This window comes from Pseudanabaena biceps PCC 7429 (assembly GCF_000332215.1).
Taxonomy (GTDB): domain Bacteria; phylum Cyanobacteriota; class Cyanobacteriia; order Pseudanabaenales; family Pseudanabaenaceae; genus Pseudanabaena; species Pseudanabaena biceps.
On sequence record NZ_ALWB01000407.1, the window covers coordinates 1 to 1,497 of the forward strand.

At 36.3% G+C, this 1,497-nt stretch carries 1 protein-coding gene; it reads right to left on the reverse strand.

Going from position 1 to position 1,497, the window contains the following annotated elements; translation table 11 throughout:
* Positions 1–59 precede the first annotated feature (59 nt).
* Positions 60–1,376: a hypothetical protein gene (locus tag PSE7429_RS22780; protein WP_144052572.1), complete on the reverse strand. Its 1,317-nt coding sequence runs from the start codon at positions 1,374–1,376 to the stop codon at positions 60–62.
* Positions 1,377–1,497 lie beyond the last annotated feature (121 nt).

Consider the following 1,497-nt stretch of genomic DNA (forward strand, 5'->3'; position numbering starts at 1 on the left):
TTTGGGTTTTATATTAGAAGGGAGTAGGGGCGCGAAGCGCCCCTACTCCCTTCTTTTTATTAACCAATCCAAACATAATTGCTATAATCCAGCCAATACTGAACTAGTCCAATACTTGATAATCCCAATATCCATAAAAGTAGTTTGCTAACCATGCGCGATGGGAAGCATTGGCTTAAGTAAGCAACAACAACAAAGAAGTAAGGAGTACCAAATATAAAACGTCTGAGGCTCGTTAGTTTTTCATCGCTAAATACAATAATAATGGAATGTATCAGAGCAAAATAGATACAAAACCAAAATGTATAACTAGTAGCGATCTTTTGAGAAGATTGAGTTAAACCGATTTCTTGTAACTTGCTAGGTACTTTTGATAGGTTCTTTTTTTGAAAATCAAATCCATAGTAGGCAATAAAAGCTGGGGGATAGGCAAATAGAAATACCCATTGCCAAAGATTTGGAATTATAAAGCTCAGCTTTCTAATGTTAGAAGAGATGGCAATTAGCCATGCCACAATTAAGGCTATAAACGGTAAATATATCGAAATAAAATCGGCATAGGTGAGCGGGATAAAAAATAGCTGTGGATAAAATCCTAGTTGCTTTCCCCAAGCTTTCTGATCGTGAAAGGGGGCAAGAAAATCCCCCCTTACCCCTAAGCAGTAATAGCCATATATACAATATCCTGCGATCGCCCCAAAACAAATCATGAGGGTAGACACACCATGGATTTTTAATATCTTCCAATAATCCGAGCCATTCTTTATTCTATTAATGCCCCAATTAATGACCAGAATAGAACCTAAGGCAGAGATAGAAGCAAATAATGACTGGATTAAGAAAGGTCTTGTCAACGACAGCAACAGCGATAAAAGAAATGTAGATATTAATAAGTAGATTAATTTAGAAGTTCCAATCGGTACTTGAGAATTTATTTTGAGATCGGTGAGAACTATTAAAAGCAGAAGACTTAAAAAAGAAAAAATGCCTTCTGTGTAACCAATTACTCTAAAAATCGCAAGAGGGCAGATCGCGTATAGCCCCGTCACTAAAATCGCTATTTTATAGCTTTTGATATTTCGCAATAATAGAAACAAAAATAGAGGAACACCAATTAAAGAAAATAAACTACCAAAAACACGAAAGTATAAAGCAGCTTCATCGACGGTCTGAGGTTTTCCCAGTCTATTAATTAACCATGGCCATAATGGATAAAAGGCATTGCAAGTTTGATGGATGGCGGAGTTGGCGTAATGCTCAACATCATAAAAAAGCTTACTAGGGGAATTTGAGAAAAAACTTGTCAGAATATGGGGATTTATAATAGCGGCAATTACTGTACAAGCAATAAATCCTAAAATGATAAGAATCGACACTAAAAATAAACTGAATTTCATTACCAATAGACGTACTGTTTCCTTTGTAATGTAACAGTAAGTAAGTGGGCTTAATTAAATATAAAACCCTAAAAGCTGCGGCGCACGCGCAGCGTGCGCC